Origin of the sequence: Vibrio sp. vnigr-6D03 (genome assembly GCF_002835515.1) — a bacterium.
GTDB lineage: Bacteria > Pseudomonadota > Gammaproteobacteria > Enterobacterales > Vibrionaceae > Vibrio > Vibrio penaeicida.
Map to the genome: position 1 here is coordinate 51,922 of NZ_PIZL01000050.1, position 23,348 is coordinate 75,269.

Sequence of the window (23,348 nt, forward strand, 5' to 3'; positions counted from 1 at the left end):
GCTGAAAAATTCGTAGGGGTTAGGGAAGGAATAGCCTCTAGAGCGCTCACACACAGAAAGGAAACCTATGTCCAGTAAGCCGTCCAATACCGTTACTATGTCTGATGTTGCCAAATTGGCGGGTGTTTCTCGGGCGTCGGCTTCTAAGTATTTCAATGGTGATATGTCCCTTAAACAAGCCACCATTGCGCGTATTCAAGCAGCGTGTGAAGCTTTGCAATATGTGCCGAATCAACACGCTGTGAATTTAGTGAAAGGGCAGAGCTCATTAATTGCCGCAGTTGTCCCTTCTACGACAGACAGCTTTTACTCCGGTACGCTCAAATACATCGAAGATTTTGCCAATGAAAAAGGCTTGAATCTCATTGTACAAAGTACCCATGGCGATCCAGAACGCGAGCGCAAAATCATTCAATCCCTCCGGAGTTTAAAGCCGAGATCGCTGATTCTCGTTCCAACCTCAAATGACGAAACATCCGTTCATTTTTTTGAAGCGCTTCGACACGATATCCATATTGTTTGGTTGGATAACTGCTTACTCGAAAACGCCAGTTATGTGGTAAACGACAATCGTCACAGCTTAGAGATCATCACTGACTATTTTCTAGAAAAAGACATTCACCCATACTATTTGGATGTACCTAAAGTTCTGGAAAAACCTTCGATTACAGCTCGGCGGAAAAGCTACCAAGATTGCCTTGAAAGAGCCAATCTTAAGCCACGTTTCATCGTTGATGAAACGTCGGATATTACTTGGCCAGATGCCACGTACGGCTACGAAATGATTCACCAATGGCTAAAAGAGACCGATTGGAAGGCGCAGCCATGCGGCATTATTTGTATGAACGACAACATTGCGGTGGGGGCTTTGAGTGCGCTGAATAATGCAGGTGTGAAAATCGGTAAACAGGTTTTACTCGCAGGTCACGATGATATTGAATTGGCGCCGTACTTGCACCCACCATTGACCACAGTGAAACAAAGCTGCAATCAGATGGCAAGAGCCGTTGTTGATGCCGTGTTGGAGCCAGAAATTATTCGCGAAGTGACGATCCATTCAAGATTGGTGAAAAGACTTTCGGCGTAATCCTTACTCAAAAAATGGACCTTTAAAGCCTGTATTTTGATTGAATTTCATACATGATCATTTTCGGTGTGGAATTTAAATCTACATAACTAACTGTATTTTAAAGAATCCATCTTTCCGCTTATTTCTAAACTGTTCACTAAATCACCTTTCTCATTTTTGATTATATACACGTGTCTAAAAATAACATAGGGTTAACTTTAACGGTTCGGTTTGAAAATCGGGTAAAGGCAAATCGGACGAATTGCCGGTCTCTAGTGACGTTTTTGCATTGCTAGAAATGCCCATGTCATCCCATCTGAAACAAGGAAGGAAAACGATGAAACATACCGTAAAAGTTGCCACCATGACGGCAATCATTGGTTTGTCTGCGATGTTTAGCCATATGACCAATGCCGCCGAAAAGTTGAAACTCGCCCTTATCCCGGGTGTGGTTGACCCATTTTATTTCACCATGCATCGCGGTGCCCAACATGCTGCTGATGCCATTGGCGCGGATTTGGCTTTCCAAGTTCCAAGAGAATGGAATACCACCGCTCAAGTACCAATACTGAATGCGATCATTGCAAAAAAACCTGATGCGATCCTGATTTCCCCCGTGGATAAGCAACAACTTATCGCCCCACTTAAACAGGCTGTAGATGCGGGCATTCGCGTCATTACTGTCGATACTTTCATTGACGATGGTAACTACCAAGATGGTTCGGGACCGGGTGATTTCGTTGATAGCTATATCGCTTCAGACAATGTTTTAGGTGGTCGAATTGCAGCGCGCGCACTCGCTGAATCCATTGGACACAAGGGAAAAGTGTACGTTGCCAGCGTGAAACCAGGCATCTCTACCACAGACCAGCGTGCCGAAGGCTTTATGGATGAAATGAAACGCTGGCCGGATGTCGAAGTACTGAAAATTCAATACAACGAAGATGATTCCAATAAATCCGCATCTCAACTTCAAGCCGTTTATGCACGCAACCCTGATTTAGCGGGTGTGTTTGGCGCAAATACTTTCTCTGCTTTGGGCGCTGCGGAAGGTGTTAAAAAACTGGGTAAAGTTGGAAAAATCAAAGTTGTTGCATTTGATGCACTGCCAAGAATTGTGCAAGACATCAAGTCTGGTTTGGTCGATATCGCTGTAGCTCAACAACCAGCAACTATGGGGTATTACGGAGTGATGACCGCTCACGCACTTCTTACTGGGCAAGCCGTGCCTAACCAGATCGGTACAGGGTTTGTGGTGATGGATAAATCGAACATCGATTCTCCAGACATCCTGAAGTACGTGTACTCAGATTAAACCTCAAAGCGATGCCTCATAAATAGGTGTGTCACAGAGCGGTGGTTCATCGAGTTATGAGCCATAGAACTCAATAAGGGTCTTCAACCCTAAGCATTCGCTTGAAACTAAGGGGCAGACGGATTCTGCCCCAGAAACTCCAAAAATAGGTGTTATTTATGTCTAGTGTCCCAACTACCACAAAGGCAGAGGACAGCTCATCTCAAGATACGGGATTTTCTTGGCTGGAATGGTTGAGTAAAGCGTGGCCTTGGTTGTTTTTGAGCTTATTGCTGATCTTTTTCGAAGTGTGGTCTCAAATTATGTTTGAAACGACGTTTCTGGGTAACAGCTTTACCTTACAAAGCATCGCGTTGTTTGCGGCCGCGCCACTTTTACTTGGGATTGGTCAAACTTTTGTCATCATCGCGGCGGGAATCGATTTGTCGTTGGGTTTCATCATGGGCTTTGCGTCTGTGATTATGGCTACTACCATGAACTTAATGCCTGCGGATACCTTCATTGCCATTGTGGTTGGGTTTGCTGCCGCGCTATTTGCTTCCTTTATACCCGGGGTTATTAATGGAACCCTGATTGCACGGCTCGCTATTCCTCCTTTTATCGGAACCCTAGGCATGTATGGCGTTGCGCGAGGGATGGGCTTTATCTTTGCCGATGGCACCACAGTACCCGTCAACAATACGTATTTGTATGCCTTTGGTAATGGCAAGTTACTTGGAATCCCTTACCCCGTTTTTCTCGCCCTCGCGGTTTTGATTGTCGCGCATTACATCCTTTCTCAAACTCGCTTTGGTCAATACACCTACGCAATAGGTGGTAACAGGCATGCGGCTATCCGTTCAGGAATCAAAGTAAAACGACAGCTGACTTGGGTATATATCCTCGCGGCGTTGTGTGCAGGGCTGGCAGGGGCTACATACACGGCAAGGTTTTCTGCGGGTGCAGCTCAAGCGGGTGAACCGATGCTTTTGGATTCCATTGCAGCGGTTGTTATTGGCGGTGCAAGTCTATTTGGTGGCTATGGCACTGTGGTTGGTACATTAATTGGGGCGTTGATAATCGCGGTGATCCAGTTTGGTCTCGTATTCATAGACGTGGAGCCATTTTGGCAGTTTGTCGCCGTCGGGGTCGTGATCATTGTCTCTGTGTTTATTGACCAATCTAAATCTAAGCTGACAGGAGGCTCTGGTGACTAGTACTTCTGAAATGAAACCGATTCTTTCCGCATCGAAGATTTGTAAAACATTTGGTGGTGTTGAAGCCCTTAAAGATGTGTCGTTTGAAGTCAAGCCAGGCGAAGTGATGGCGCTGGTGGGAGACAATGGAGCAGGAAAATCCACCCTAATTAAAACACTGTCTGGAGTATATATCCCCGATAGTGGAACCATGACGTACCAAGCGGAACAAATTGCGTTTGAAGACCCGTCACAAGCTCGAAGTTCAGGTATCGAAACCATCTATCAGGACTTGGCGCTCGCCGATAATTTGGACGTGGGCAGCAATATTTTTCTTGGTCGAGAACCTAAAACCAAACGCCTCGGTATTTTCCCTGTTCTCGATAGAACGTACATGACCAAAGTCGCGGAAGAAGTAATTAAACCGCTCGACATTATTATCCCTAATGCTTCGTTGAAAAAGCCTGTATTGAGTTTGTCTGGTGGTCAGAGGCAAGCGATCGCCATTGGTCGCGCGGTGTATTGGCAAGCAAAAGTTCTGATCATGGATGAACCGACAGCCGCGCTCGGGGTGCCAGAGCAAAGAAAGGTGATGGAACTGATTTTAAAGCTCAAAGACCAAGGCGTTGCGATCATTCTTATCTCTCACAACATGAATGACGTGTTTGCCGTATCCGACAGAATTACAGTCCTTCGTCGTGGTCAAGTGGTTGGAGTGCGTGAGGCTTCTGAAACTAACAGCGAAGAACTCGTCCATTTAATGGTTGCAGGCTAAGGAAAATATCATGTTATCAGCAAGAATGAACCGATTGTTTGGGGAGTCAGGTCACTGTTTTGATGTGGCGATAGACCACGGAATGTTTAATCAGGGAGCGTTTCTACAAGGCATCGAGAATATGGAACAAGCCATCTCTGCCATTGTGAAAGCTGACCCGGATGCCATCCAGCTTCCACCGGGCAGTGCTCGCTTACTTCAAGGCATGAACAAGCCTAAGAAGCCAGCATTGGTATTGAGAACAGACATTGCGAACTGCTATGGCACGGAGTTGGTGCCGCCTATTTTTTCTGAAATGATCGAAAATCCAGTGGAAAGAGCACTTAGGTTAGATGCGGCTTGCGTGGTGGTGAACCTATTGCAATTGCCGAACGAGACCGATTTGTATCGTCAGTGCTTAAAACGAATCAACGTGCTGCGCAAAGAATGTGAGATTTACGATATGCCCTTAATGGTCGAACCCTTGGTCATGCAGCCCAATAGCAGTGCTGGAGGCTATATGGTCGATGGTGACATCAGTAAAATTGTCCCTTTGGTTCGTCAAGCCAGTGAGCTGGGGGCGGATATCATTAAAGCGGATCCTTGCGACGATGTGAGCCAATACCACAAAGTGATCGAAACTGCGCAGCAAGTGCCTGTTTTGGTCAGAGGGGGCGGCCGGGTGAGTGATGACGAAATTCTGAAAAGAACATCCGAGCTTATGGAGCAGGGAGCAAAGGGGATTGTGTATGGTCGCAATGTGATTCAACACCACGACCCTGCTGGAATTACGCGCGCCCTAATGAACATTGTCCATGAAGGCGTAACGCCACAAGAGGCAAAATTGCTGATTGGGGACGCATCATGAAAACCATCCGATTTGGGATTATTGGCGGTGGGATGATGGGCAAAGAATTTGCCTCGGCAGCCTCACGTTGGTGTCATTTAACGAATGTTGCAGCCAAGCCAGAAATCGTTGCGTTGTGTGATACCAACACGTCAATACATGGCTGGTATCGAGACAATTTTACATCCATCAGAACCTATACCGAAAATTACCAAGAGCTACTTAGCGATGAATCCATCGATGCGATTTATTGCGCGGTGCCGCATCATTTACATGAAAAGCTCTATATAGACATCATCAAAGCAGGGAAGCACCTACTTGCTGAGAAACCTTTCGGCATCGACAAATCGGCATCTGAAAAGATTTTAGCGTGCATTGACGATCACCCAGAGGTGTTTGTGCGCTGTACTTCAGAATTTCCATTTTACCCAGCAATGCAAGCCATGATTCGGGACATGGAAAACAGCGACGAGAATACCTTTCTGCATGCTGATATTGGATTCCTTCACTCCAGTGATATCAACCCAGATAAGCCAATTAACTGGAAACGGCAAAAGCAATTTTGTGGTGAATACGGGTGTATGGGCGATTTGGGAATGCACATTCTGCATGTGCCTTTAAAGCTGGGTTGGGCATTTGAAAGTGTTTACGCCCAATTAAGCGACGTGGTGACAAAAAGAAAGAACACACAAGGGGAGTGGATTGACTGCGATACCTTTGAAAATGCCGATTTACATTGTATGACGAGTTGGCAAGGTCAGGTATTTCCAACACGTTTGAAAACGTACCGAATAGCACCAGGCCACAATAATTCTTGGTATTTTGAGCTGCATGGAATCAATCGCAGTTTTCGATTTTCTACTGCAAACCCAAACCAGTACGAAAAAATGGAATATCAGGCTGGTGGTGCACAAATATGGCAAACCGTACCAGTGGGTTATTTGCCCGTTTACCCGACCATTTCAGGTGGGATCATGGAGTTCGGTTTTACCGATGCGGTATTACAAATGTGGGCATCTTTTATCGACGAGCTGGCGTCTGGCAGCGTATCAGGCTTTCAATGTGTTACACCTCAAGAAGCCATGATTCAGCATCAAATTTTCACGGCAGCCTTGCTGTCTCATCAAAATAAATCTGTGGAGAAAATACAATGAAACGATCTCAGGTCAATCAAGCCATACGCGACGCTGAAGAATTGATGGAAAAATTTCATTTTAAACTTCCGCGTTGGGGGAATTGGAATAAAGAGATATGGCAAGGTAATGGCGACCTAGCGGCTTACAATCATAAATACCAGCTAGGGTGGGATGTGACCGACTTCAACGAAGACCGATTCGACCAACGAGGGTTGGTTTTGTTTTGCATTCGCAATGGCGATCAGTCGGATAAAAACAGCGTGCCTTATGCTGAAAAAATCATGATGGTAAAAGAAGATCAGGAAACCCCCCTTCATTATCACAAGAAAAAAGTTGAAGACATCATCAACCGCGGTGGCGGTAACTTAGTGGTGGAATGTGTGAAAGTGAATGGTAAAGGCGAGCACTTAGACAAAGACATCGAAGTAACGGTGGATGGGGAAGTTGTAAGGGCTAAACCGTTCGAGAAAATCATCCTTGAGCCCGGGCAAAGTATTCGAATTCCTACAGGGTTAATGCATCGCTTTTACGGTGAAAAAGGCAAAGGTTCGGTGCTGACTGGCGAAGTATCGATGGCGAACGACGACAATGGTGACAATTATTTTGATCAGCCACTTGGCCGCTTTTCAGACATTGTTGAAGACGAACCTGCGATTTATCCACTTTGGAATGAGCTTAAGTAGGTGAGCATGGCAGGTAGAAAAGGCATTCTGTGCATCGGGAATTGGATCATCGATTTGGTTCACTTTGTCTCCCCTTGGCCCGAAAAATCGGGTCTAGGGCTTATTGAGCGACAAGTCAAAGGCCCCGGTGGTTGCGCATTTAATGTGGCGATTGGCCTAAGCGTTCTAGACGACACCTTACCTGTTTATGGGTGTGGTGTGGTGGGGGACGACGAATATGGTCAGTTTGCTTTGGATATCTGCCATCAGTACGGGTTCGACTATTCGTGGATCAAGTCGGTCCCAGGCATTACGGCGCACACTCATGTTATGACGGATATCAGCACCGGCGAACGGACCTTCTTTTATCAGGATGGAGTATCGGCGGGCTTTTCCCCTGTCGACATTCCTTATACCGCCATTGGTATGCGAAACATAAAAATTGCACACTTTGGGTATTTATTGCTGCTCAAAACCATGGATACCTTAGACAGAAACGGTTTACCTTACGCTGCCAAAGCGCTAAAACAGTTAAAGATCTTGGGTTTAGAAACCAGTTTAGACATGGTTTCGACGGAAATTGAAAACGTTGAAAAACAGGTTACCCCTTGCCTGAAATACGTCGACCACTTGATCATAAACGAACTCGAAGCAGGGTACTGTTTACAAAAAAAGCTGCGAAAAAACGGAACAATAGACTCAGAAGATATCTTGGAAGCCGCGAAGGCACTGCTTGAGAAAGGAGTAAATAAAAACGTCATCATCCACATGCCAGAAGGCGCCGCGTGGGTTTCTAAATTTGGTGATTCTATTTGGGTTGAAAGCCTACAGCTCAGCCCTGAAGATATTGTTTCTAGCGTAGGGGCGGGAGACGCGTTTTGCAGCGCTTGCCTTTGGGGCATCTATAATGAAGTTAGCCCAGTAAAAACACTTCATTTGGCTAACGCAAATGCCGCCGAATGTTTGAAAGGGTATACAACGGTTGATTCGTTAGTGTCTATTCAGAGCATTCAAGAAAAATACTAATTTACAGTGACTAGCTAGAAATCCCGATCTGCGTTTGCGTGGTTTGGTCAACTTCATTAACAGGGGACTTCTCATTATCGCTATCAGGCTATGAACCTCGCACTGACTTAATTTGTCTGTATCTACCCTCGTATTATCTCTCTGGTTGAGCATTAAATTCTTAATGTGAGATCTTTCGCATATTGTGCAATCTACATTTCTGTTAATGACAACAAATGCTTTTTAATTCAGCCACTTTGTATGCTTAAGAAGTATTATTTCCATGTCTAAACCTGCTGCCCGAGTCGGTGATGCTCACTCTTGTCCAGATAAAACAGGAAAAATCCCTCATGTGGGGTGCCCTGTTGCTGCGGGCTCATCCAACGTATTTATCAATTCTATGCCCGCCGCACGTCAGGGTGATATGGCTCCATGTATTGGTCCTCCAGATTCCATATCTGCTGGTTCATCAAGCGTTTTCATTAACGGAAAACCGGCTGCTCGAATGGGAGATGGAACGGCTCATGGCGGCGTTATTGCAAGTGGTAGCGGCAATGTATTTATTGGAGACGCAGGTATTACTGTGAGTTCTGAAAGCTCTGAAGTTGCAGCAGTCAAGGAACGAGATAAAGAAGAAGCCAGAACAGGATATCAACCAACGGAGTTTGTTCCTATCAAGAGCCTAGTTGAAGCTGAAGAGTTACATTTACCCATGCTAAAACTGTGTTCGATGGGGCAATAATATGTTGGAGTGGTTTAGCGAAAACGAGCATCTAAATATCTATTGGCTTAGTGGTCATCAGTCCCCAGAAAGTGAGAAATGGCAAAACATGGATGTGCCCTATTTCTCTTTGTTCGATGGGGAGCATTTTTCTGATCTTGTTTCTATGTCCCCCGTCCTATGGGATGTATCTAGCGTTTACAACATAACAGATTCAAAAATTTGGATGGAGGGTATCCTTTTCGCGACATCTTCCAGTTCGGAAGACTTACTCCAGCATTTAAGAAGCTTATTGGTTTCTGGTTATGAGGGTGAAGAAGTTTTCTTCCGTTTTTACGATCCGGAAGTATTGGGTGGAATGCTTCCTAGATTCAGTAATGAAGAACTTGCAGAGTTTCTCGGCTGTATTCACGCCATCTCGTTAACCAGAGAAGGGCGAGTGATTAATAGGTCACATCTTCCACCTAAGCGCTGGCAACCCACAGATGAGCCTTGGTGGAGAATACGCAAACATCATCTAAAGCATTGCTATTCGTTTACAGCACATGCCTCCAATATCGAAAAAGCCTGTTAGCAATGGATGCCAGAACTCGTTCAAAGGTTTGAAGATCCCAAATTAAAAATCACAGAGCTTTTAACATTTGCTCATTCTAAAGGTTTGCAACCCAGCGACAGCGAATTGTATGTATTTTCCCGTCTCGCCCCTGTAGAGGTTAATTCGGAAATACTGATAGAAAAAATGATGTTGGATGAAAGTTATTTACCCAAGTTGAACTCGTGGAGACAAAGTCATGTTTGAGTTTTGTGCACCTTGTATGCAAAAGAAATATTGGATAGAACTGACGTTTCGTGATGAATTCAATCAACCTCTGAATTGGGTATCAGGTAACCTTATCGCCGATAGCGGTGAGAAAACCTCATTTATGCTTGCAGAATCTCCTGTTTTAGTGAGTAATCTAACGGCAGGTCGCTACAAGGTTGAGCTCGATTTTGACGAATGGGTACCGTTAGTCCAATCGAGAAAGCCTCGTGAAGAAGGCGCACCCTCCAACGTAAAACAAGCGTGGGATGGGGCTGTGGGCGTACAGTCTAACCCTGTTAACTATATTTTCGCTACCACAGGGGATTTTGTAAACCTAGAAAAAGAAGAACAAAACCTCAGTAACGAAGATAAGCAAGAAAACCCAAATAAAGTAGAAGCATTTCAAGCCTTTGATGAGCACAAAAAGGGTGCGCAAGGTTCTTTCTCTATTGAAACCAACCAGAGTTATGTTTTCGAAATTAAGGGATTTAACGCACAAAGCGAAAAGGAAAAATTCTTAGTTGAAACCATCGGGTTATCGCATGGATCCGAACAAGACTTTGAATTTTATGACCTAACGGACATGAACCAAAAAACCACCATTGAAAGTAGAAAATTGGTGGATAGTGAAAATGAAATCTCGACAGTGTATGGGTGGGATTGGAAACCAGAAGTAGACAACGCCAATGTGTGGTTAAAGGTTGAAAGCGAAGGCGACCCCATTAAATTGCCTCTGTTTAACGATGTTTCCAGCACACCAGAGCGCTCAGATGAACAAGATTTTCAAGTGTGCGCTTTCTTACCATTCACTACGCTCCCAAGCTTTGATAGAGAAAAAAAGCAACAAGACTGCATCGCGTTGTCTCGCTCAGGGTATGTGTACCTGACATATCGCGGCAAGTTCTGGCGAGAGATAGAAATCTCGACCGATGAGAATGGAGACATGACCTATCGGGATGTTCACTTATACCAGTACCGAGAAGGGCGGGATAAGCCTTTTCGATTAAAAGAACGCCGAGAAGCCACAGGAAAGCCTATTAAAGAAATTTGGTATCCGTCAAGAGAGTCGAGGAACGTAACCGACGTCCGAATTGCGTTTTCAGAAGTGCAGTGGAGTGCGGCTCGCCTTAACTATTTAGAAAATGATCAATCTGAGTTAGAACAACGCCTACAACCACCAGAATTCTTGGAAGAAGATCTGGATACGCTGCCTGAAATGAGAGCAAGACAAGCGGATTTGGAATACTTACTGCCAGACCCAAGCTTATTGGTGCATGACTTAGCTGGAGAATGGCTAAAAAGCCGCTACGAACTTATTGAGAAAAATTTAGAGCAATCGCTGAATGATCGATGGTTTTCTGGCAAACAATTTTTTAAGGAAACCGATCCCGATTATGTCGAGCGGTTAGAGTCCTATCTAAAATATCAAGCGATGATGTACATAAATCGCAAAGCAGGTTTTGTAGAGAGCGAAGAAGTTACAGAGCGCCCAGATTTTTCAATGCCGTCATGTCAAGATGTGCTAAAGGATGCCAAGAGTCGAAAACTAAAAGGCATACTTTTATCCGATCCGCTGTTTGAGTTACGTCAGCACACCTATCTAATCAACTTCACTTCTTTGCTAGTGATGCAACTCAGTGAAAATGCGACCCACCAACCGCATTTTCGCAGCGCTGAACTCGTACACAACTTTATAATGCAAAAGAAGTTCGGAAACGAACCTAATCCCTACCACAAATACAGGGGTGCACTCAATACGAGCTATGACAGTAAGTACAGGCATACGTTACGAGAGGTAGAAAGGTTCGCGGCTCGTTTTGCGTTTATGCAGATCAAAGATAAATTAGCGCCAATTTTTGAAAAGGATGACTTATACCACGCCGCAAGGGATGTGAATTCCGGTGACGATCAAGACCCAACGTTAGTGCATTTTTTAGCAGGTAGAGCGTTAAGCGCGCTTTCTCAGAATTATAAGAGTATCGATACCATAGGGATGCCCAATGATGATGGGCTTTATAATCCCTATATCGAACGTGTTGAGCGCATATTAAGAAACGACAATAGCCACAAACTCCACCGTGTGCTGTTCCCTGAACTTGATGAAATTGTTGAAATCAAGGGGGAAGGTGATGAAAGGATAGTGCATCTTAAACCTTGCATCGAAGATATTGTTCCTTATAACGATGGCTCTGGGTTCACCACCTTAGCGCTGATTGCTCAGTGGGCAGATGAAAACCTGCTTTTGAATATCGAAAACATTAAATCGGAAGAGCTCAAAGATGTCCTCACAGGGGAAATGATGGGCATGGATAACGAGCAAGGTGAGTATGGCACGGTTAGGCGTGTAACAGGGGTCATTAATGGGTTATTCCAAGGGTATTTTGAATCACTTAATGCGGTAACCGCTTCAATGGTGGGAACCCAAACCACCTCATTCCTGATCAAAGCGTATCTCTCCCCTTTGGCCATGCTAAAACATGGTGCGCCGCCCGTGATGGGGCATATCAATCTTTATGAAGCTGGGCAACATCAGCTTTCTGGTGTGGTCGTCGGCTCGGCTGAAATGGGGGCAGATGGTGTACCTCGAAACCAATGGGGAACCACCAGTGGTGAGCGTTTGCCCAGCCGTTCATCGAATCATGTGAATAAAGAGGTGTACCAGCAGTTCGAAGACACGCAAGAACTGGTCATGGCCAGTAAGAAACGCACGGTTAAGAAAATTGCTGACCAACACAACATAGGCTTACAAACCAGTAAGAAAACATGGTTGGTGAACATTGCACCAGAAGGATCAGAATTAGCCAAAATGGCGCAAGACCCAGAATACAATCGAGCGTTTAGAGATCTCGAAAGCAAAGGGGTAGCTGGCACCAAATTAAGCAATACCTATTACAAACTCAGGCTCCCCTATGCCATAACCGTTATAGAAGTGTTTAATTTGCATGCTAATACAGAGCATTTTAAGAAATTACGTAGCTCTGACAGAAGCTTATACAATGTCGCTAGTGCAACAAGTGCTGCTCTAGATTTTGCTATTACACTTGGTCATTCTGCGAATATGTTTATGGGGCAAAATGCCCAAGCGTTTCAATGGATGAACAAGACGCACAAAACCCCGAAATTACTGGTTGAAAAATTCAGTTTTGCTAAAGAATTATCTCGATTGAGTATTGTGGGTTGGGCTGCTGGGCTTTTAACCTCTGGTCTAGCCATACGAGATAGCTTAGTGTCATTTTCTGAAAACGACCATGATGCAGGTGTAGCGATGGGGATGGTGGCCATAGGTTCAGCAATCTCAAGCTTTGCAGCTTTAGGAACGAAAGGCTCCGTGTTGGCCATGCTGGGGTGGTGGGGGCTCGGCTTTGCTGTGGTCGGCGGGCTACTTTACATCTGGTTAAAAGACAGTGAAATTGAACGTTGGCTCAAAAATGGTCCTTTCTCTGACTCCCCGCCAGATAACCTAAAGCAATTGCAAGATTCAGACATTGGCTACCGGCATTTAGTGAACTTGCTTCTAAATTTTGGCGTCAATCTCTATACGCTGGAACGTTTTATGATCCTTTCCGATATCGAGATCCCGCAAGAAGCGCTGTCGAAAATACACCGTAACGGTAGCACACACGTTATCTATTTAAGAAGCAACCTTCACCATGTATTAAATACGGATCTGATAAATGAATCTCTTTATATTCGCGAATCGGCATTGCAAGAAATTAGAGAAGTGGATTCAGGTAACCTTTATGCCTCGCCTCAATTCTTTCTAATCAGTGGGGAAAACATGGCTGTACAACACGAACACAAGGTGTTAGACGGCAAGCTCTATTTCATCACATTCACCAAGCCTGTTCCACACACCAAACAGCAGGTTATTCCGCAAACATACAAGATGCATGAATTCAGTTACCAACGAGCTATTACAGTGCGCGCGCAACTAACGGTAGATGAGCACAGTTTCCCACTACCGCCGATGGACAAACCCATAGATTCATTGGTTCGAGGCATTCCACTTTTTGATAGTGATGATATTGGCTGGTTACAATCATCATCGGTAGGTATAGAACAATGAAGAAAGAACACTCTGTATTTGACAGCAGTCAACCTCAACACCAAAATCGCCCTGAAACAAGAAAAAATAGATTTGGTCGGTTAAATGCATCTGGGCAAAAGTTTGACTACACGCTAACTCAGGATGATGCGCCTAAAAACTTAATGGAAAAGTTAAAACCTTCTGAAATAAAAGGTGACGACTCTAAATTTTGGGATGAGAAAAGCATGTCAAGCTCGGATTTTATTAATATATATCAAGCGGTTTATTATATATATTTGTTTAGTAAGACTGCTGTGTTGGTTTTCTTTCCTATCGTGTTTATGTTGTCACTGTGGGGCTCTCTTTTTAAGCCATTTAAAGAAGGTTTAGATATATTTATAGATATTAATATGATGGGTATTAACTATGTTATTATTCCATTTGGTATTACTTGGGGAGTAACATTATTATTGTTTCACCAGTTTGCTCATATAATGTTAAGAAAAAAATACACGCTAAGCCGCCAAACAGGTATGGTGACCCTTTATGACAATGACGAGGATGTGATATACAGCCACCCCTTTGTGGAGTTTGATTGCCGTTTATTCAGCTCAACTAACCAGTATGGGCACCTTTCATTTGGCATCGCCCTTGTGCACCGTTATAACGACTACAGCCAGCATATCACCATTGGGGAGATGATCGGCTCAACGCACCCAGATGATCATAAACGCCTGTGGAACGTGATTCAGCAGTATATGGACGTTAGCCAGCCACTGCCCGATCTGCCAATTTTAGAAGCATTCCGCAGCAAAGACCCAACAACCGAAGCACACGATAAAGAAATCGGGCGCGACCCCAAATACTGGCGCAGTATGTCGGACAAAGATTTTGACCAAGTGGTCGCACAAATGGCAGAAAACCAGAAACGCATTCCGCCACTCGGTAAGCCGATTAATATTTATGCGCAATCCCCAGAAGAAATTCACGTTGTTTAGGGAAACAAAATGAATCAAGAAGAAACGTCAGTATTTGATAGTAGGGAACCTCAAAGCCAAGAGGATCCTGAGAAAATTAAGAGAAGATTTAAGCCGCTTAACACGTTTGGAGATAAGATTCGCCATACGTCTCCTCAAGATGATGCACCTGTTGATTTAGTTAGAAAACGAAATCTCGCAAAATCTAAAAGCGATAATATGTATTCTGCAGATCAAAATGAATTATCTAAAATTGAGCCAAAAAAGTTTTTCCTTTTAGTGTTTCGTTTTCTTGAAAATTCGCCAGTATTTTTGGTTCCGATAGCTATTTTATATCATTTTATTATTCCTATACTTTCCAATCCAAATTATATCGATGCTGATATGATGAAGACTGCTACTATTAATATTTTTGGTTTTTTTGCCACTGTATTCATTGCTAGATGGTTTTTTACTTGGCTTATATTTGAAAAACTTCCCAAGCATCTGGTTCGTAATTTGGTGACAAAAACATACAGCCTAAATCGTAAGACAGGGATGGTCACTCTTTACGGTAGCAGTGACTATGTGGTTTACAGTCACCCATTTATAGAGTTTGATTGTCGAATGATAGAGGTGACTGGTCCGAGTGGAAGCCCCAAATTTAACGTGGTTCTATGTCATCGCTATAGTGATTACAGCCAACCTATTAATATAGGGGATTTGATTGATTCTGCCCGTTCAGATGATCAAAAGCGGTTGTGGAATGTGATTCAGCAATACATGGATGTCAGTCAACCTTTGCCTGATCTACCTTTTCTAGAGCCTTTTCGAAGTGAAGACCTGACGACCGCTGCATACGATAAAGAGATTGGTCGCGATCCTAATTATTGGCGCAGCATGTCGCATCGAGGGCTTGATAAAGCCATCATTAAAATGGCAAAAAACCAGAAACACATTCCGCCACTCGGCAAGCCGATCAATATCTATGCGCAATTCCCAGAAGAAATTCACGTTGTTTAGCGAACGTAAGTAAGCAAGAAAAGAGTATTTCAATATGGGTATGATGAGAGTATCAAGTGATACTCTCATCTTGTTTTAATCCTCCAACACGACACGCGTATCTTCGCTCAGTGATTCCAACTCGTTAATGATGTCGTTGATGTTGGATTCTTTAGGTATTTTTAATGCCATGGTCGAGCTGAAGAGGCTGGAACTGACACCGCCTCCGCCAGCAATAAATACGCGCTGGCAGTCCATGTCTAATATGCTAACTCCCTGTCCATCAAGTACATGGCTGATTTCATTCACGATGCCAGCTCTATCATTAGAGTCCAATCTGATTTGGTGGATGGTATCGGCTTCGTAGCTCAGATCGCTCGCTTGGCTGAATTGTACGATGAGGTCGGGGGTATTTAAGAAAGCATCTTTGACGGTATCTTCATTCTCAGATGGCAACTCAATTTTTATAACGGCTGCAACTTGGTGTTCAATGAAATTCACTTTGCTAAGAAGCCACTTTCCACCATTATCGTGTGTCGTTGACGCTAATTTCTTGATAGTGGTAGGGGTTGCAGTGCCGACAAAATTTACAATAAAAGTCGTGTACATATTACATCCTCCTGATCGCAGGGTGGCTATTAACTATACCCAAGTAACTTCAAGATGCTGAACTCTGCACCTTGAGGTCGTTTGGGTATTAGTGAGTATAGAAAATTAGCGGTAGAGAAATATGATAAGAATCAAGTTTATTAAAAGCGCAGTGGATATAGCTCTAAAAATCGAATAATGCTCTAAAAATTGAAAAAGCGCCACGAAGGGCGCTTTGAACAAGGTAAAGAACAACGTTAAAAGGTTAACGTCAGTTCCATTCCGTAGAACTGTTTGTCTAGTGGACCTTGCGGGTTTACTGCCATATCGACTTCGGTTTGGTAACCTGTCCAAGGCTGAGTTCGGAAGTTAAACTTCGCATCACCACCCCATGCGTCTGTCACCCAGTAATGAATGTGACCAACTGGGTTTAGGAAAAACAGCGAGACATCACCTAGGGTTTCTGACCCTAATACTTCACCACCATTGTGGACAATTTTTTGTTCGCCTTCGAACATCAGTTCACCGACAACAGCGCCAAAGAAAGGTGTGATGAAAATATCTTGCCAAGATGGGATCTCAGCAAACGCTTCTACGCCAAATTCCCAGAACAACGTCGACATTGTCATTGAGTAAAGGTAAGACTCAAATTCATTGAATCCTGCATGACGAGAAGCCGTGTAGTAAACACCGCCAAAGTATGGGTGCATTATGTAGTTGAGGAAGTGCTCGTCTCTGTCCCATACAGGACCTTGGCTGACATTATCAGCCCATTTTTCACCGAGCTTACTCATATCGCGGGCTTCGGCATCCCACTTAGTAATACTCTCAGGCAGAAGTGTCATTAAGCCCACTGTAGCAACGCTGAGACCCAAAATCGTATAGGTTTGTTCTTTCAGGTAATTCCAGTCTTTTTCAGGCTGAACTTGAAGATACAATGGAAGAGGCGCTTCGAGTTTTGGTTCCGTCTCAATATTGTCATTTAAAGAGAGATAGAATGGATTTACATTTGTTTCAATGTTAAGACTGTAGCTTTGTTGATCATCGCCGCTATATAAGTCATAAGAGTAGTTGTTGATATCAAAATCAGCAGCTTGGGTTGACGTAGCAAATGCAAGCAATGCGGTAGACAGTGACTTCAGTCGCACAGAGATCTCCATTGAGAAAAACCAAAAATAGTGAGCTGAGCATTATTCTCTTTACGAATGATAGATGCAATCCCTTTAATCGTTAAAAAATTGAAAAATATCAGCTTGTAGGGCGGTCTAATTAGAATAGTTGATCTGAATGTAGTTGACTATGAATTACTATTTTGCATCGAACAATTGTGATATCAGAAGAAAAAAGCAAAGGTTAAGTTTATGTTGAAAGTGGCAATGTTGAGTACAGGCGAAGAGGTGCTTCACGGAGATATCGTGGATACCAATGCTTCATGGCTAGGTGAGATCCTGTATCAAAGTGGATTTCAGCTTTCTGCGCGTTCTACCGTTGGCGACCAGCTTGACGTACTAAAAGACGAGATTTTGCGTTTAAGCAAGTCCTTCGACATTGTTATTGTGAATGGTGGGCTAGGCCCGACAACCGATGACCTAACAGCATCGGCAGCAGCGAAAGCATCAGGACAAAAACTCAGTTTGTTCCAAGAGTGGTTAACCGTTCTGGAAGAAAAGTTTACTCGTCGTGGGCTCACTATGCCGGACAGTAATCTCAAACAGGCAATGCTCCCAGAAAAAGCCACCATTATTGATAATCCAATAGGGACGGCTTGCGGATTTTCGATGGCGCTTAATAAAGCCAAGTTATACTTTACGCCGGGTGTGCCGAGCGAATTTAAGCGCATGGTAGAGGAGCAAATTATTCCGATACTAAGCGAAACATACCGCGATATCCTCCCGTCCGAATGCAGCAGACTCTACACTATTGGGCTCTCTGAATCAGGTATATCGGATAAATTAGACCTGATAAAACTGCCCGATCAGTATGAACTGGGATACCGCTCTTATTTGCCTTTCATTGAAGTGAAGATATTTGGCCCTGCTGCAGATATGGAAAGGCGTTTGAAGCTCCTTCAAATTGTGTATGGGCACTTGAAAGATAATGTCGTAAGTGTCGATGAGCCCATGATTGATAATGTTGCAGCTCTTTTGATTGAAGGCGGTACAACATTGTCACTCGCAGAGCAGGCGAGCGGTGGGTTTCTGACAAGTTGGTTGCACGAGAGTGAGCCAATGGCAAAACAGCTTAAACAAAGCTGGGTGATGAACACAGAAATGGATAAAAATTTGGTTGAGCAAGATCCACTGGCTGCCTCTTTAGCGTTGGCTGCTGCAACGCGAGAAAACGGTAAAGCTACGTTTGGGTTATCTTGTGGGAAGTTGAAGGACAATGTGTTTGCGGTTGCTTTATCCACTGGAAATGGCGAGTGGGGGCAAGTGCTCGAGTTTGCGCGAAATTATGGAAAGCAGGATAAACGTAGCTTAATTGCCGCAGTTATGCTGGACATGTTAAGGCGTCATTTAGAGGAAAAAGCTGTCTTTGGACATTACAGCTCTCTGGTTAGAAAAAAAGAGCTTTATGTGCCTAACTCTGCAGTGTAAAAGTTATAAGAGAATTCGTTGACTTTTAATTTGTCGTTATCTCTCAAAGAGTAAAGGCGAGTGAAAAATCACCAAGTATGTTTCATTTTTTATGCAAGGTATTTTTTGACCATTTTCTTTAATTTGAGGCTTGGGATCGGCTGAGAATTAGCTAATATAAGAAGGGTCAGAACAATTAAATAGCACACTGTTATCATCATTTATGATCTGGAGGGACCCATGATTACACAGTCAATGATCAAAGTTTGGTACCGAGTATCCGGTGAAAAAGTGTTGTTAGGAGAAGCACATAGCGAACATGTCAGCGATTTAGTATCGACTTGGTTAGCAGCACCTATAGCGGACAACGATACCCCGAATGGTGGTTATCGAATGTCATTGTTTGACGACGATGGCAAATCAATAGGTGAGAAGGATATCTCGTTCAAGACGGCTGAATATTTACTCGAAAAATATGCAAATTTAAGCAGATCTGGATGTGTTTAAGATGCAGAAAATTAGCGGGTAACAAGGGTGATATTACGAGATATCAAGCGCTTTTGACCTTGAGCTGATAGTTTACTTTTTCTAATTCGACATCGGTTTTTGCCCTGCATATGCAGGGCAAAATTTCTTTTGGCTGTGTAAATGCCATCGCAAAACCAACGTATTCGACCTCTCCTGACTTCAATTCACAGCGGCACGCGCCACAATGACCATCTCGACAGTTGTACTCAGGTTCAAATCCCGCGCTCTCCATTTCCTCCAGCAGCGTCTTTTCGCTGCTGGCGACAATAGGGCTAAGTTCGTTGATTTTAATTTTTTGCATTACAGCTCAAAATCTCCGAAATCTTCAGCATCGACTTCGTTATCGATCTGACCAACAAGGTAAGAGCTGATTTCCGCTTCCTGAGGCGCTACTTGTACGTTATCTGAAGATAACCAAGCATTGATCCATGGAATTGGGTTAGACGTTGCGTCTGGGTATGCGACACCTAAACCTACTGACTGCATACGAATGTTCGTGATGTACTCAACGTATTGGCACAGAATGTCTTTATTCAAACCGATCATAGAACCGTCTTTGAATAGGTACTCTGCCCACTCTTTTTCCTGCTCCGCAGCTTCTTTAAATAGGTCGAAACATTCTTGTTTACACTCTTCAGCGATTTGTAAGAACTCTAAATCATCTTGACCGTTACGAAGTAAGTTCAGCATGTGCTGAGTACCCGTTAAGTGCAGTGCTTCGTCACGAGCGATAAGCTTGATGATTTTAGCGTTGCCTTCCATCAGTTCACGTTCTGCAAAAGCGAAGGAACATGCAAAGCTTACGTAAAATCGAATTGCTTCTAGTGCATTAACAGACATCAGACAAACGTACAGCTTTTTCTTAAGCTTAGTTAGAGTGATATCTACAGTTTCTCCGTTGATGACGTGTTTACCTTCGCCATAACGGTGGTAATCGTTTGTCAGTTCGATTAAATCATCATAATAATGAGCAATGTCTTTCGCGCGCTTTAAGATGTGCTCGTTTTCTACGATGTCATCAAACACCAAACCTGGGTCATTCACGATATTACGAATGATGTGAGTGTATGAGCGCGAGTGAATAGTCTCAGAGAAAGACCAAGTCTCGATCCATGTTTCTACTTCAGGTAGAGAGACAAGTGGAAGCAATGCAACGTTTGGGCTGCGGCCTTGGATAGAATCAAGAAGTGTTTGGTACTTCAGATTACTGATGAAAATATGCTTTTCATGCTCCGGCAGTTTGTTGTAGTCGATACGGTCGCTAGACACATCCACTTCTTCTGGACGCCAGAAAAAAGAAAGCTGTTTTTCAATCAGCTTTTCAAAAATTTCAAATTTCTGTTGATCGTAACGCGCTACGTTCACTGACTGACCAAAAAACATTGGTTCTTTTAGTTGGTCATTTTTCTTTTGAGAGAAAGTACTGTAAGCCATAAATGCCTCAAATCCATTAAAGCCTCTTTGAAATCAAAGAGGCTGTTTTAACTTTTACTCTGAGTCGATGCTCAAAGCTTTAAATCTTACAAGCGCCGCCTGCACAATCATCTTCTTGAGCCTTCGCTGCTTCTGATTGTTCATCACTCGCACCATCACGAGTGTTGTGGTAATAAAGCGTCTTAAGACCGTACTTGTATGCGGTTAGCAAGTCTTGCATCAGAAGCTTCATCGGGACTTTGCCGTTTGGCTGAACACTCGGGTCATAGTTAGTATTCGCAGAAATTGCTTGGTCCACAAATTTCTGCATAACGCCCACAAGCTGCAAATAGCCATTGTTTGACGGGATAGTCCAAAGCAATTCGTAGTTTTCTTTCAAATTGACGTAATCAGGGACAACTTGCTTCAAAATACCGTCTTTTGATGCTTTCACAGAAACGAAGCCACGTGGTGGTTCAATACCGTTAGTTGCATTAGAAATTTGCGAAGATGTTTCAGATGGCATTAGCGCTGATAGCGTCGAGTTACGAAGACCGTGTTCCACAATTTCTTTACGTAGCGTATCCCAATCGTAATGCAGTGGTTCGTCACATACCTTATCAATGTCTTTCTTGTATGTGTCGATAGGCAACAAACCTTTCGCGTAATTGGTCTCGTTGAATAGAGGACACGCGCCTTGCTCTTTTGCTAGGTTCATTGACGCTTTCAATAGGTAGTACTGAATCGCTTCAAATGTACGGTGTGTTAGACCATTTGCGCTACCGTCTGAATACTTCACGCCGTTTTTAGCAAGGTAGTAAGCATAGTTAATAACACCTACACCCAGAGTACGACGATTCATGGTCGACTTACGGGCAGCCGGAAGTGGGTAGTCTTGATAATCTAGCAATGCATCAAGAGCACGAACAACCAAGTCAGACAGTTCTTCAAAATCATCAAGGCTTTCTATAGCGCCTAGGTTGAACGCAGAAAGCGTACATAGTGCAATTTCACCTTGGTCGTCTTCAACATTGTTCAGAGGCTTAGTAGGAAGCGCGATTTCCAAACAAAGGTTAGATTGACGAACCGGTGCTACAGCCGGATCAAACGGGCTGTGAGTATTACAGTGGTCTACGTTTTGAATGTATATACGCCCAGTAGAAGCACGCTCTTGCAGAAGAAGAGAGAACAAATCGACTGCTTTCACTGTTTCGCGTTTAATGGATTCGTCGGCTTCGTACTTTTCGTATAGACGATCGAACTTATCTTGGTTTTCAAAGAACGCATCGTATAGACCAGGAACGTCCGAAGGGGAGAACAGAGAAACGTTTCCGCCCTTAATCAAACGCGAGTACATCATTTTGTTGATCTGGACGCCGTAATCCATATGACGTACACGGTTTTCTTCTACACCACGGTTGTTCTTTAATACCAGCAAAGATTGAACTTCGCGGTGCCAAAGTGGGTAGAATACTGTCGCTGCACCGCCACGAACACCACCTTGAGAACAGCATTTAACCGCTGTTTGGAAGTATTTGTAGAATGGGATACACCCAGTATGGAAAGCTTCACCGTTGCGTATTTCAGAACCCAGAGCACGAATACGACCAGCATTAATACCGATACCTGCACGTTGAGAAACGTAACGTACGATCGCGCTAGAAGTCGCATTGATAGAATCGAGGCTGTCATCACACTCAATCAGTACACAAGAGCTGAACTGACGTGTAGGCGTACGTACACCAGACATAATTGGTGTAGGTAGGGAAATCTTAAATGTCGAAGCTGCGTCGTAGAAGCGTTTGATGTAATCAAGACGCGTATCTTTTGGGTACTTAGCAAACAAACATGCTGCAACCAGTATGTAAAGGAACTGCGCGCTCTCGTAGATTTCTTTGGTTACGCGGTTCTGAACGAAGTATTTACCTTCAAGTTGCTTCACGGCTGCGTATGAGAAATTCATATCGCGGCTATGGTCAATGAAGCTGTTCAATTCTTCAAACTCAGATTGCGTGTAATCTTCGATTAGGTGCTTATCGTACTTGCCAGTATCAACCAACTCGGAAACGTGTTTATAAAGTGTTGGTGGCTCAAACTGTCCGTACGCTTTTTTACGCAAATGGAATACAGCGAGTCGAGCAGCAAGGTATTGATAATCTGGAGACTCTTCAGAGATTAAGTCAGCAGCAGATTTGATAATGGTTTCATGAATGTCCGACGTTGTAATACCGTCGTAAAATTGAATGTGTGACTTTAATTCAACTTGAGAAACGGAAACATTGTCTAGTCCTTCTGCGGCCCATGCGATAACGCGATGGATCTTCTCCAAATCAATGTTTTCTTTGCGACCGTCCCTTTTTGTCACAGTTAGTTGTTGGTTCATTCTGGTAGATTTCCCTGACGAAACTGCTAAAAGCCGTATTTCTTTGGTAGTTCTTGTAAAAATGTAGTCGGCTTTGTGATCTATATCCACTACATATTGTGCGTCAAAACACTATATGTGGTGTTGTTCGGTTGAACGAGTTACAAGATAGTGCGCGGTGACCGATTTTTCAAGTTGGATAAGTTGAAAGACTTGTGGATAAGTTGGGGGGAGAAAAAAAATCGTAAGTAGGCACTAACCTATCATTTTAGGCGGAGATTACCTGTAAAAAAGATCCAATTCCAGAGTGTTTTAATTATGAGCAGAGGAAAAAATATTTTTCTTGATCTTTAGGAAAAAATCGACCCTAAAATTAAGCTGTACAAAGGTCACACAAGTCGTTGTCATAT

General features: G+C 43.6%; 19 protein-coding genes and 1 pseudogene. 15 read left to right on the plus strand and 5 right to left on the minus strand.

Features of this window, described 5'->3' with window-relative positions:
- The first annotated feature begins 67 nt into the window (after nucleotides 1–67).
- From CW749_RS26690 to CW749_RS26755, 13 genes and pseudogenes are all read left to right on the plus strand, one after another.
- A complete protein-coding gene (locus CW749_RS26690) occupies nucleotides 68–1,087 on the plus strand; it encodes a LacI family DNA-binding transcriptional regulator (RefSeq protein ID WP_101115512.1) in 1,020 nt (339 codons plus the stop codon).
- Nucleotides 1,088–1,406: 319 nt separating this feature from the next.
- Complete coding sequence (locus CW749_RS26695) at nucleotides 1,407–2,384, plus strand: ABC transporter substrate-binding protein (RefSeq protein WP_101115513.1); 978 nt, start codon at nucleotides 1,407–1,409, stop codon at nucleotides 2,382–2,384.
- Nucleotides 2,385–2,542: 158 nt separating this feature from the next.
- Entirely contained in the window at nucleotides 2,543–3,580 is a 1,038-nt protein-coding gene (locus CW749_RS26700; protein ID WP_101115514.1) for a ribose ABC transporter, read from the plus strand.
- Entirely contained in the window at nucleotides 3,573–4,334 is a 762-nt protein-coding gene (locus tag CW749_RS26705) for an ATP-binding cassette domain-containing protein (protein WP_237322602.1), read from the plus strand. Before CW749_RS26700 ends, CW749_RS26705 begins: the two co-directional genes overlap by 8 nt.
- Nucleotides 4,335–4,344: 10 nt before the next feature.
- Nucleotides 4,345–5,181 (plus strand): aldolase, encoded by an 837-nt coding sequence (locus tag CW749_RS26710; protein WP_101115515.1) that lies wholly within the window; start codon nucleotides 4,345–4,347, stop codon nucleotides 5,179–5,181.
- The gene (locus CW749_RS26715) at nucleotides 5,178–6,314 is read left to right on the plus strand and encodes a Gfo/Idh/MocA family oxidoreductase (RefSeq protein WP_201797040.1); all 1,137 of its coding nucleotides are present in this window, start codon (nucleotides 5,178–5,180) and stop codon (nucleotides 6,312–6,314) included. Before CW749_RS26710 ends, CW749_RS26715 begins: the two co-directional genes overlap by 4 nt.
- Complete coding sequence (locus tag CW749_RS26720; RefSeq protein WP_101115517.1) at nucleotides 6,311–6,979, plus strand: D-lyxose/D-mannose family sugar isomerase; 669 nt, start codon at nucleotides 6,311–6,313, stop codon at nucleotides 6,977–6,979. The genes CW749_RS26715 and CW749_RS26720 overlap by 4 nt, the downstream gene beginning before the upstream one ends.
- A gap of 6 nt (nucleotides 6,980–6,985) precedes the next feature.
- Nucleotides 6,986–7,984 carry a carbohydrate kinase family protein gene (locus CW749_RS26725; RefSeq protein WP_145997890.1) on the plus strand — a complete coding sequence of 333 codons (999 nt, stop codon included), beginning with the start codon at nucleotides 6,986–6,988 and terminating at the stop codon, nucleotides 7,982–7,984.
- A 262-nt stretch (nucleotides 7,985–8,246) separates the two neighbouring features.
- Nucleotides 8,247–8,501: pseudogene (locus CW749_RS28605) on the plus strand (PAAR domain-containing protein); the annotation flags it as partial.
- Between the two features lie 205 nt (nucleotides 8,502–8,706).
- The gene (locus CW749_RS26735) at nucleotides 8,707–9,258 is read left to right on the plus strand and encodes a DUF4123 domain-containing protein (protein ID WP_101115520.1); all 552 of its coding nucleotides are present in this window, start codon (nucleotides 8,707–8,709) and stop codon (nucleotides 9,256–9,258) included.
- Between the two features lie 217 nt (nucleotides 9,259–9,475).
- Nucleotides 9,476–13,552, plus strand: coding sequence for a hypothetical protein (locus tag CW749_RS26745; RefSeq protein ID WP_101115522.1), 4,077 nt, complete (start codon nucleotides 9,476–9,478; stop codon nucleotides 13,550–13,552).
- On the plus strand, nucleotides 13,549–14,511 hold the full coding sequence (locus CW749_RS26750; protein WP_101115523.1) for a hypothetical protein: 963 nt from the start codon (nucleotides 13,549–13,551) through the stop codon (nucleotides 14,509–14,511). Before CW749_RS26745 ends, CW749_RS26750 begins: the two co-directional genes overlap by 4 nt.
- A gap of 9 nt (nucleotides 14,512–14,520) precedes the next feature.
- Entirely contained in the window at nucleotides 14,521–15,492 is a 972-nt protein-coding gene (locus tag CW749_RS26755; protein WP_101115524.1) for a hypothetical protein, read from the plus strand.
- A 75-nt stretch (nucleotides 15,493–15,567) separates the two neighbouring features.
- Here CW749_RS26755 and CW749_RS26760 read toward each other — a convergent pair whose 3' ends face one another.
- Nucleotides 15,568–16,080, minus strand: coding sequence for an ACT domain-containing protein (locus CW749_RS26760; protein WP_101115525.1), 513 nt, complete (start codon nucleotides 16,078–16,080; stop codon nucleotides 15,568–15,570).
- A 236-nt stretch (nucleotides 16,081–16,316) separates the two neighbouring features.
- Complete coding sequence (locus CW749_RS26765) at nucleotides 16,317–17,207, minus strand: DUF3943 domain-containing protein (RefSeq protein WP_101115526.1); 891 nt, start codon at nucleotides 17,205–17,207, stop codon at nucleotides 16,317–16,319.
- Between the two features lie 213 nt (nucleotides 17,208–17,420).
- Here CW749_RS26765 and CW749_RS26770 point away from each other — a divergent pair, with 213 nt between their 5' ends.
- Together CW749_RS26770 and CW749_RS26775 are read left to right on the plus strand one after the other, a co-directional pair.
- Nucleotides 17,421–18,656, plus strand: a complete 1,236-nt coding sequence (locus CW749_RS26770) for a CinA family nicotinamide mononucleotide deamidase-related protein (RefSeq protein WP_101115527.1) — start codon at nucleotides 17,421–17,423, stop codon at nucleotides 18,654–18,656.
- Between the two features lie 219 nt (nucleotides 18,657–18,875).
- On the plus strand, nucleotides 18,876–19,142 hold the full coding sequence (locus tag CW749_RS26775) for a 30S ribosomal protein S6 modification protein (protein WP_101115528.1): 267 nt from the start codon (nucleotides 18,876–18,878) through the stop codon (nucleotides 19,140–19,142).
- Between the two features lie 43 nt (nucleotides 19,143–19,185).
- Here the strand turns inward: CW749_RS26775 and yfaE are convergent, their stop codons facing one another.
- The 3 genes from yfaE to nrdA form a co-directional block, all read right to left on the minus strand.
- Complete coding sequence (gene yfaE / locus CW749_RS26780) at nucleotides 19,186–19,464, minus strand: class I ribonucleotide reductase maintenance protein YfaE (RefSeq protein WP_101115529.1); 279 nt, start codon at nucleotides 19,462–19,464, stop codon at nucleotides 19,186–19,188.
- Nucleotides 19,464–20,597, minus strand: a complete 1,134-nt coding sequence (nrdB, locus tag CW749_RS26785; protein ID WP_101115530.1) for a class Ia ribonucleoside-diphosphate reductase subunit beta — start codon at nucleotides 20,595–20,597, stop codon at nucleotides 19,464–19,466. The genes yfaE and nrdB overlap by 1 nt, the downstream gene beginning before the upstream one ends.
- A gap of 79 nt (nucleotides 20,598–20,676) precedes the next feature.
- Nucleotides 20,677–22,959: a class 1a ribonucleoside-diphosphate reductase subunit alpha gene (nrdA, locus tag CW749_RS26790; RefSeq protein WP_101115531.1), complete on the minus strand. Its 2,283-nt coding sequence runs from the start codon at nucleotides 22,957–22,959 to the stop codon at nucleotides 20,677–20,679.
- Nucleotides 22,960–23,348 lie beyond the last annotated feature (389 nt).

Coding starts and splice junctions, on each gene's coding strand:
- CW749_RS26690 (WP_101115512.1), top strand. CDS start 68: ATGTCCAGTAAGCCGTCCAATACCGTTACTATGTCTGATGTTGCCAAA.
- CW749_RS26695 (WP_101115513.1), top strand. CDS start 1,407: ATGAAACATACCGTAAAAGTTGCCACCATGACGGCAATCATTGGTTTG.
- CW749_RS26700 (WP_101115514.1), top strand. CDS start 2,543: ATGTCTAGTGTCCCAACTACCACAAAGGCAGAGGACAGCTCATCTCAA.
- CW749_RS26710 (WP_101115515.1), top strand. CDS start 4,345: ATGTTATCAGCAAGAATGAACCGATTGTTTGGGGAGTCAGGTCACTGT.
- CW749_RS26715 (WP_201797040.1), top strand. CDS start 5,178: ATGAAAACCATCCGATTTGGGATTATTGGCGGTGGGATGATGGGCAAA.
- CW749_RS26720 (WP_101115517.1), top strand. CDS start 6,311: ATGAAACGATCTCAGGTCAATCAAGCCATACGCGACGCTGAAGAATTG.
- CW749_RS26725 (WP_145997890.1), top strand. CDS start 6,986: ATGGCAGGTAGAAAAGGCATTCTGTGCATCGGGAATTGGATCATCGAT.
- CW749_RS26735 (WP_101115520.1), top strand. CDS start 8,707: ATGTTGGAGTGGTTTAGCGAAAACGAGCATCTAAATATCTATTGGCTT.
- CW749_RS26745 (WP_101115522.1), top strand. CDS start 9,476: ATGTTTGAGTTTTGTGCACCTTGTATGCAAAAGAAATATTGGATAGAA.
- CW749_RS26750 (WP_101115523.1), top strand. CDS start 13,549: ATGAAGAAAGAACACTCTGTATTTGACAGCAGTCAACCTCAACACCAA.
- CW749_RS26755 (WP_101115524.1), top strand. CDS start 14,521: ATGAATCAAGAAGAAACGTCAGTATTTGATAGTAGGGAACCTCAAAGC.
- CW749_RS26760 (WP_101115525.1), bottom strand. CDS start 16,080: ATGTACACGACTTTTATTGTAAATTTTGTCGGCACTGCAACCCCTACC.
- CW749_RS26770 (WP_101115527.1), top strand. CDS start 17,421: ATGTTGAAAGTGGCAATGTTGAGTACAGGCGAAGAGGTGCTTCACGGA.
- CW749_RS26775 (WP_101115528.1), top strand. CDS start 18,876: ATGATTACACAGTCAATGATCAAAGTTTGGTACCGAGTATCCGGTGAA.
- yfaE (WP_101115529.1), bottom strand. CDS start 19,464: ATGCAAAAAATTAAAATCAACGAACTTAGCCCTATTGTCGCCAGCAGC.
- nrdB (WP_101115530.1), bottom strand. CDS start 20,597: ATGGCTTACAGTACTTTCTCTCAAAAGAAAAATGACCAACTAAAAGAA.
- nrdA (WP_101115531.1), bottom strand. CDS start 22,959: ATGAACCAACAACTAACTGTGACAAAAAGGGACGGTCGCAAAGAAAAC.